General features: G+C 36.5%; 10 protein-coding genes. 7 read left to right on the forward strand and 3 right to left on the reverse strand.

What is annotated here, in order from left to right:
• Nucleotides 1-187 precede the first annotated feature (187 nt).
• The 4 genes from QXW15_RS07560 to QXW15_RS07575 are packed head-to-tail and all read left to right on the forward strand — an operon-like array spanning nucleotide 188 to nucleotide 3388.
• Nucleotides 188-1891, forward strand: a complete 1704-nt coding sequence (locus tag QXW15_RS07560) for a succinate dehydrogenase/fumarate reductase flavoprotein subunit (RefSeq protein ID WP_287961253.1) — start codon at nucleotides 188-190, stop codon at nucleotides 1889-1891.
• A 10-nt stretch (nucleotides 1892-1901) separates the two neighbouring features.
• Nucleotides 1902-2621, forward strand: a complete 720-nt coding sequence (locus QXW15_RS07565) for a succinate dehydrogenase iron-sulfur subunit (protein WP_054963787.1) — start codon at nucleotides 1902-1904, stop codon at nucleotides 2619-2621.
• On the forward strand, nucleotides 2618-3010 hold the full coding sequence (locus QXW15_RS07570) for a succinate dehydrogenase (protein WP_048102378.1): 393 nt from the start codon (nucleotides 2618-2620) through the stop codon (nucleotides 3008-3010). Before QXW15_RS07565 ends, QXW15_RS07570 begins: the two co-directional genes overlap by 4 nt.
• Complete coding sequence (locus QXW15_RS07575) at nucleotides 3011-3388, forward strand: succinate dehydrogenase (protein ID WP_287949943.1); 378 nt, start codon at nucleotides 3011-3013, stop codon at nucleotides 3386-3388. It begins immediately after the preceding gene.
• A gap of 108 nt (nucleotides 3389-3496) precedes the next feature.
• Here the strand turns inward: QXW15_RS07575 and QXW15_RS07580 are convergent, their stop codons facing one another.
• Both QXW15_RS07580 and QXW15_RS07585 read right to left on the reverse strand, forming a co-directional pair.
• The gene (locus QXW15_RS07580) at nucleotides 3497-4690 is read right to left on the reverse strand and encodes an MFS transporter (protein ID WP_342790271.1); all 1194 of its coding nucleotides are present in this window, start codon (nucleotides 4688-4690) and stop codon (nucleotides 3497-3499) included.
• A gap of 157 nt (nucleotides 4691-4847) precedes the next feature.
• A complete protein-coding gene (locus QXW15_RS07585) occupies nucleotides 4848-4946 on the reverse strand; it encodes an NAD-dependent epimerase/dehydratase family protein (protein ID WP_156150351.1) in 99 nt (32 codons plus the stop codon).
• A 179-nt stretch (nucleotides 4947-5125) separates the two neighbouring features.
• Between QXW15_RS07585 and QXW15_RS07590 the strand changes: the two genes are divergently transcribed.
• Genes QXW15_RS07590 through QXW15_RS07600 form a run of 3 tightly spaced genes read left to right on the forward strand, consistent with a single transcriptional unit; the run spans nucleotide 5126 to nucleotide 7259 of the window.
• Entirely contained in the window at nucleotides 5126-5656 is a 531-nt protein-coding gene (locus tag QXW15_RS07590; protein ID WP_287949940.1) for a DUF4382 domain-containing protein, read from the forward strand.
• Between the two features lie 53 nt (nucleotides 5657-5709).
• A complete protein-coding gene (gene purE / locus QXW15_RS07595) occupies nucleotides 5710-6177 on the forward strand; it encodes a 5-(carboxyamino)imidazole ribonucleotide mutase (RefSeq protein WP_342790273.1) in 468 nt (155 codons plus the stop codon).
• The gene (locus tag QXW15_RS07600; RefSeq protein WP_287961507.1) at nucleotides 6174-7259 is read left to right on the forward strand and encodes a 5-(carboxyamino)imidazole ribonucleotide synthase; all 1086 of its coding nucleotides are present in this window, start codon (nucleotides 6174-6176) and stop codon (nucleotides 7257-7259) included. The genes purE and QXW15_RS07600 overlap by 4 nt, the downstream gene beginning before the upstream one ends.
• Here the strand turns inward: QXW15_RS07600 and QXW15_RS07605 are convergent.
• Nucleotides 7246-7612 (reverse strand): regulator (locus QXW15_RS07605; protein WP_342790275.1); only part of this gene is annotated, 367 nt, incomplete at its 5' end. The two genes, QXW15_RS07600 and QXW15_RS07605, sit on opposite strands and share 14 nt — an antisense overlap.

Consider the following 7612-nt stretch of genomic DNA (forward strand, 5'->3'; position numbering starts at 1 on the left):
TATGATGATCTTATCAAGGAATATTTTGAAAATATTTTAATATAATAAGTAAAAATATTTTTTCTATTATTTATTAAATTTTTGTATTTATGTTTTAAATAAAATGTTTTAATATATTTTTTTAAAACCTTTAAAAAAGCCAATAATATTTTTATAAATTGAATGCATTTAAGCATGAAGTGATAAATTGGAGGTAATAAAGGAGGATATAATTATTATAGGTGGTGGTATGGCAGGACTTAGGGCAGCCATATCAGCTGCAGAATATGACAGTAAAATTAGTGTTGGACTTATATCCAAGCTTTACCCCATTAGGTCCCATTCGGTTTCTGCAGAGGGCGGTACCAGTGCTGTGCTAAACCCAAAGGATAATTTTGACCTTCATGCATATGACACAATTAAGGGCAGTGATTACCTTGCAGACCAGGATGCAGTTGAAACATTTGTAAGATTGGTGCCGGAACAGATATATACAACAGATCACTGGGGGTGCCCATGGTCAAGGAATCCTGATGGAACAATATCCCAAAGAGATTTTGGGGGGCTTAGCTTTCCAAGGGCAACATTTGCAGCCGATAAAACCGGATTCCATGTGATGCAGACCCTTTTTTCAAGGGCATTGAAATATGATAATATACATTTTTATAATGAGTATTTTGTTACCTCGCTTATTATTGATAACAATAGGTTTAACGCCCTAACAGTAATAAACATAAAAACTGGAGAGTTTCTGGCCTTTCAGGCCAAATCCCTTATTTTTGCAGCCGGTGGTGCCGGAAGATTGTATAAATTTAGCACCTATGCACATTTTGTCACCGGTGATGGTGATGCAATAGCCTACCGCGCAGGCCTCCCCTTGAAGGATATGGAATTCATACAGTTCCATCCCACAGGCCTTGTTCCATCGGGAATACTTATAACCGAGGGTGCCAGGGCAGATGGGGGATTTCTTGTAAATAATAAGGGCCAGAGGTTCATGGAAAAATACGCCCCATCAAAGAAGGATATGGCCCCAAGGGATATTGTATCCAGGGCCATAATGTGGGAGCTGCAGAAGGGCAATGGAATTAAGGGTAAATATGGAGATATTGAGTATGTTAACCTGGATTTAACCGGCATAGCAGATAAGCTTGAGGAAAGACTACCAATGATTACGGATATAGCAAGAAAATTCAATAATATAGATCCAGCAAATGAACCAATACCTGTAAGGCCGGCAACGCATTACACAATGGGCGGGATACATGTTAATGTTAATACCGAGACAACGGTTCCAGGAATATTCAGTGCAGGCGAGAATGCTGCTGTAAGCATCCACGGCGGCAACAGGCTCGGTTCGAACTCCACCAATGAATGCCTTGCATTTGGCAATGTTGCTGGAAAGAGGGCAGCTGAATTTGCAATGTCAGGGAATATTCCGGATATAAACATGAACAAGGTTTTGGATGAGGAAAACAGGATATATGATGCAATACTAAAAAGAAACAGCGGTGAAAATGTTGCTGCAATCAGGGAAGATTTGAGGGCTTTAATGGACAGATATGTAGGTGTTTTCAGGAACGAAAATGGGCTTTTAACTGCCCTTAAGGGGATTAAACAGCTTAAATCAAGGTACGGGGGCATATCAGTGGAGGATAAATCAATGACATTTAACATAGAACTTCAATGGGCACTTGAGGTCGGATTTATGCTTGACCTTTCAGAGATTATAACAAAGGGTGCATTGTTAAGGAAGGAATCACGTGGGGCCCACTACCGTATAGATTTTCCGGAACGTGATGATACAAATTTCCTTAAGCATACAATGGCAAGATATACAGTAAATGGCCCTGAATTTTATTACATACCTGTAACAATTACTAAATGGAAGCCTGCCCCGAGGGTTTACTGAGGTGTTTAAAATGTATAAACTAATGGTTAAAAGAAGGAATGAACACGGAGATGAATATTACGATAATTATAATGTCCCGGCGGATAAGGCTTCCACTGTTCTTGAGGCCCTGCTTTATATAAAAGAGAATATAGACCAAACACTGTCATTCAGGTATTCATGCAGAATGGAAATATGTGGAAGCTGTGGCATGGAAATTAATGGAAGGCCCAGAATGGCATGTTCCACACAGCTTGCAAGCCTTCACTCAGATATTATAAAAATTAGTCCACTGCCACATTATAATGTAATTAAGGATCTTGTAGTCGATTTTGACCCATTCTTTGATAAATACAAAAAGGTAAAACCCTACATTATAAGGGATGATGATGGAAATTACAGTGCTGAAATACCCCAAACACCAGAGCAGTTCAATGAATTTAAGGAGTATGCACAGTGCATTAAATGTGGATTATGCATGGCGGCATGCCCTGTTGTTGGCACCGATGAAAATTATCTCGGACCGGCACCATTAACGGCCTTATTCAGATACAATATTGACAACCGTGATCAGGGAATAATGTATAGAATAGATATAGCGAACAGTGATGATGGCACATCAAGATGCCATTTTGCCGGTGAATGCACTGAGGCCTGCCCCAAGGATGTCAGGCCATCATTTGCAATACAGAAATTGAGGGTGCAGGGATTAAAATATGAATTAAAAAATATAATGGGTGGTAAGAAATGAATAAAACAGGCATAGCGGGATGGTTTAATATTAAGGATAAGGGGACAGGATATTTCGCCTTTGCATTCCAGAGGTTTTCCGGCCTTGTCATAGTTATTTATTTATACATGCACCTGATATTCCTGTCAAGCCTGCTTGATGGTAGGACAACCTACAACTCACTTGTGCAGAATATCACATACGGTCCCTTTGATATATTCATAGTAATGGATATGCTTCTGGCCCTTGTAATATTTTACCATGGTGCAAATGGAATAAGGCTTGCATTAAATGAGTTTGGCATAGGCCTTAAACACCATAAGCTATTTTTTTATGCATATGAATCCATATCCATGGTCCTTCTTGTTTTGTTTTTATACTATGCGTATTTATTCTTGGGAGGTCATTAGATGAATAATAAAAATTCAAATGGATTAAAAGGGCTCGGCCCGCTGGGATGGCTCCTGCAGGTAATTACAGGCATATTTTTAATATTCTTCCTGGGCATTCACCTGTATCTGGCAAATATAGACTTCGGGCACCCAATAAGATTTTTTACCGCGGTTCTGGAGAATCTTCATAATGGTTACTGGCTTGCCTTTTATATTGTTTTTACATACATAGTTTTATATCATGGACTTAATGGTGTGCGCGGTATATTATATGACAGATTTGACTCACAAAAATCAAGGGCATTAATAAAATATTCATTATCAGTGCTTTATGTTGTCACAGCAATTTATGGAACATTACTTGCGCTTGCAGTTTCAAGAATAGCAATTCCATGAGTTTAAAAGTATTAAAATGGCATACATTTTTAATAAAAACCTATGAATTAAAAAAATTTTTTAAATTATTATAAAATTGTCCTGTAATTTAAATCTAAAAAATTATCTTCAGGCTGTTTCCTCCTCTGTTATATTTTTGCCTTTCATTCCAGATGATGCAAGGAATGGAGATACGGCAAAGGCCAGAAGCACAATTACTATTGCAGGCACAATGCCGTACAGCACTGTTTTTGTATTTGAAAATTCCGCACCGACAAAAACTGGTATTATGGCAACACCAACATTTGTGGCCACACTGTACATTGATGTTGCAAACCCGGCCCTTGCCGGATCATCCACGTAGTTCATTATTGAGTTCAGTGCGAGCACCCAGAAGGCATTTCCAAAGAAGCCAAAGATAAAAAATGAGGCAATTATTAGGTATTTAAAGTTTGTATAAACCATTGAAATAAGAAGTACCATACCGAATATAAAAGACATTGAACCGGAGGCAACTGTGCCTGTCCTTAACATTTTATATTTTTCAAAAATATATGGTAGTAAAAGAGCGCCTATTGCAGATCCCAAAAATTCCAAACCACTAAGAAGGCCTGATAGTTTAAGTGCTGTTAATGCACTGAAATGAAATCCAAGAACTGTTGATGCTATTCCTCCAAATAGAATTGATATTGATGCCATGGATAATCCAACATACCAGTTTTTTAACATTCCTATCTTAAAAGAACCCTTCAACGATTTCCCCCTGTATCTGGCCGGATAGCTTTTAAGCACTGGGATTAAAATGGCTGATGCAATTATGGCAAGCACTGCAGGGAGCAATAAAATTCCCCTGATCCCAAGTGCTATAAATATGTACGGCCCAATTAATGATCCGGCTGACATGCCTAAGAATAGAAATCCTATGCTTAAGCCTGCTATGGTTGCTGACTTAACAGGATCCATTGATTCCGCAATACTTCCAACAGGCGCAAGTGAAAATGGATATGCCGTTGCCGCCATTAATGAGAAAATTAGAAATTCCATGTAATTGTTTGAAAATGCCCTTGCCAGTAAGCCTATCACTGAAAATATTACTGCCAGATAAAGGGCAGACTTAACAGTAAATTTTGCAGATAGAATTCCGGCTATGAGACCTATAATAGCCATTGTGTATCCATATGCAGACAGCACCAGCAATATTCCAGAAAGATTGGTGGATAGCAATTTGCTGAGCTCCGGAACCACCGGTGAGATAATAAACCAGCCGAAACCAATTGTAAACACAAAGAACCAGTAAGGTATCAGTTTTTTAATATTATCCATGCTAGATAATGACAATCAAATTTATAAATTTATTGAATTATTTTGTAAATAATCCTTACTATGGCCCTGAATAATAATTATTCTGGATATTACCATAACAAAAAATACCATAATTTACTATCTTCAATGCAGTTCATTACTTTTTTTATTCCATTACTCAATGGCAAAAGCCGTATACTTCATAATTATTTGATTTTAAATAATTATATATATGACCACCAATAAAACCTCTATGGCCGGTTACAAGAATTTTCATATAATGGTATTCAAAAATTCATATTAGATATTTTCCATTTTCTTTTTTAAGCAATTGTAGTTTGAAAATTTTTGTAATAGCAATAAGAAAATCCTGAGTAAAGTTTTAAATTTAAAACATGATATTAAATGAGATTATCCATCAGTTATATTTATATAGAAAATTTTCGTTATAAATGCATGAATTTGAAAAAGATAATTGCTGTTGCAATTATAATTATTGTAATAGGCGGGATAGCATATTATGGATACGATTATGAAACTCATGGCACATTGAGGTTGGAGGCTGCTGATTCCGGGATATCCCTATCCGGTGCAACAGGCGTTTACATAACATTCTCTGCAATAGCACTTCATTATGATAAGGCATCATCAAATAGCACAGGCTGGTACAATTATTCACTGCATGATAAAACTGTAAACATATTTGATGTGGCTTTATCAAATGCAACCTTCCTTTCAAACATAACAGTTCATTCTGGAACATTTAATATGATAAAAATATACATTAGTAAGGTAACCATAGATATACTTGGGAAGAATATAACATTGAAGCTTGCCCATTCCTTCGCACTGGTAATTAACACACTTTCAGTTTCACATGCCGGAACCACAACTGCAATAATGGAGTTTAACCTAACAGATAATATACATTTAAGCAGCTCCACAGCAGGAGTATTTAATATGAGCGCCAGCGTCATCGTTAAATAAAAATTATTTTTATTGCTAAATTAATTTTATTAAATATTATTATATTATGTTTTATGAAGGTAGCAGTTATCATGGGCAGCAGCTCAGATTTTGAAACCATGAGAGATGCCATTGAAACCCTAAAATTTTTTGGTATAGAGGTTGAATATAAAATTGTATCGGCCCATAGAACACCAGAATTTATGCTTGAATATGCAAAGAATGCAATAAATAATGGCATAGAGGTTATCATAGCAGGGGCCGGCGGGGCGGCACATCTTCCCGGTATGGTAGCATCCATGACAACATTGCCCGTAATTGGCGTGCCAGTACCATCAAGGAATCTAAATGGACTTGATTCTCTTTTATCAATAGTACAGATGCCGTCAGGTGTTCCTGTTGCGACGGTGGCAATAGGAAATTCAAAAAATGCGGCCCTGCTTGCTGTTAGAATATTATCAATAAAATATGATAAATTAAAAATGTTTCTGGAAAAATTCCTGGAGGATCAAAAAAATAAGGTTCTTGGTGAGAAATTATGATTATTGGAATAATAGGTTCAGGCCAGCTTGGATACATGATGATAATTACCATGAAGAGATATCCTTTTAAGTTTTATGTTATAGACAGGGAAAAGGGCCCTGCAGGATACATAGCAGATAAATTTTTTACAACGGATGAGTATAAAACGTTCGTTGATTCCTGTGATTATATAACATTTGAATTTGAACATGTTGATGAGAAAACCCTTGAATATGCAAGTTCATCAAGAAAATTAAGACCAGATATAAAAACAGTTGAGTTAAAAAGGGATAGATCGCTTGAAAAGGATTTTTTGCAAAAAAACGGTTTCCCAATTGCACAGTATGAGTACCACGAGGATTTTGAATCTGCATTCAGGGCGGCAAAGAGGATGGGCAGGGCTGTAATAAAAACCTGCCGTGGTGGATATGATGGCAAGGGGCAGTATTTTATCAATGAAAATACAGATAGTTTAAAATGCCAGGACTCTGGACCATTTGTCGTGGAAAAATTTATAAATTACGATTATGAGGCGTCAATAATAGCGGTTAGGGGCAGCAATGGAAATTTTCAGTTTTTTGATCCATCCTTCAATTACAATAAAAACGGCATTCTTATTTATAATATAGCCCCATTGGATGGTAATAATAAAATGCCTGAAATGGCAAAAAAACTTATGGATAAACTTGGCTATATTGGTGTTATGGGTATAGAATTCTATGTAACGGGCAATGAAATATTAATAAATGAATACGCACCAAGGGTACATAATACCGGGCATCATACACTTTTAGGTTCATCAATATCACAGTTCGAGGAACATATACTTGCAGTGGCTGACCTTCCCATTCAGAAGCCGGTGCTTTTCAGGCCATCAGGCATATTAAACATTATTGGTACATCCATTGATGATAAAATAAAAAAAATACTTGAAATGGGCGGTACAAATATATACTGGTATCATAAGGAAGAAATACGGATAAAAAGAAAGATGGGGCATATAAATGTCTTTGGGGACACATTTAATGATGTTAACAACAAAATAAATACTTTAATGAATTTAATTTATGGAAATAATCTTGATAATTTCATAGGACTGTAACCCCCTTAACACCATCAACCTTTTTTATTTCTCTTATAATATCACCTGATAGCTGTGTTGATGTAACAACAACGGCCTTTGGGTTCTCAATCAAATCAGGGTCATCGGTAATAACCTGCCTTATGCTTATATTATATTTTGAAATAACAGAAATTACCCCAGAAATAATTCCTGGTTTTGCCGCGTTATCAGGTATTATCTCTATGACGCCAAAACCCATTTTTGAACCTGAATCGGAAAAATCGGCAACAGGTTTTAAATTTGTAAAGAAATCATACAATTCCTTATTTTCTTTTATTCTTTTTAAGGTATTTATTACAACGCGCCTGTCAACATTATAGGCCCTGGCAATT

This window comes from Acidiplasma sp. (assembly GCF_038728925.1).
Taxonomy (GTDB): Archaea; Thermoplasmatota; Thermoplasmata; order Thermoplasmatales; family Thermoplasmataceae; genus Acidiplasma; species Acidiplasma aeolicum.

Coding starts and splice junctions, on each gene's coding strand:
- QXW15_RS07565 (WP_054963787.1), top strand. CDS start 1,902: ATGTATAAACTAATGGTTAAAAGAAGGAATGAACACGGAGATGAATAT.
- QXW15_RS07570 (WP_048102378.1), top strand. CDS start 2,618: ATGAATAAAACAGGCATAGCGGGATGGTTTAATATTAAGGATAAGGGG.
- QXW15_RS07575 (WP_287949943.1), top strand. CDS start 3,011: ATGAATAATAAAAATTCAAATGGATTAAAAGGGCTCGGCCCGCTGGGA.
- QXW15_RS07580 (WP_342790271.1), bottom strand. CDS start 4,690: ATGGATAATATTAAAAAACTGATACCTTACTGGTTCTTTGTGTTTACA.
- QXW15_RS07585 (WP_156150351.1), bottom strand. CDS start 4,946: ATGAAAATTCTTGTAACCGGCCATAGAGGTTTTATTGGTGGTCATATA.
- QXW15_RS07590 (WP_287949940.1), top strand. CDS start 5,126: ATGAATTTGAAAAAGATAATTGCTGTTGCAATTATAATTATTGTAATA.
- purE (WP_342790273.1), top strand. CDS start 5,710: ATGAAGGTAGCAGTTATCATGGGCAGCAGCTCAGATTTTGAAACCATG.
- QXW15_RS07600 (WP_287961507.1), top strand. CDS start 6,174: ATGATTATTGGAATAATAGGTTCAGGCCAGCTTGGATACATGATGATA.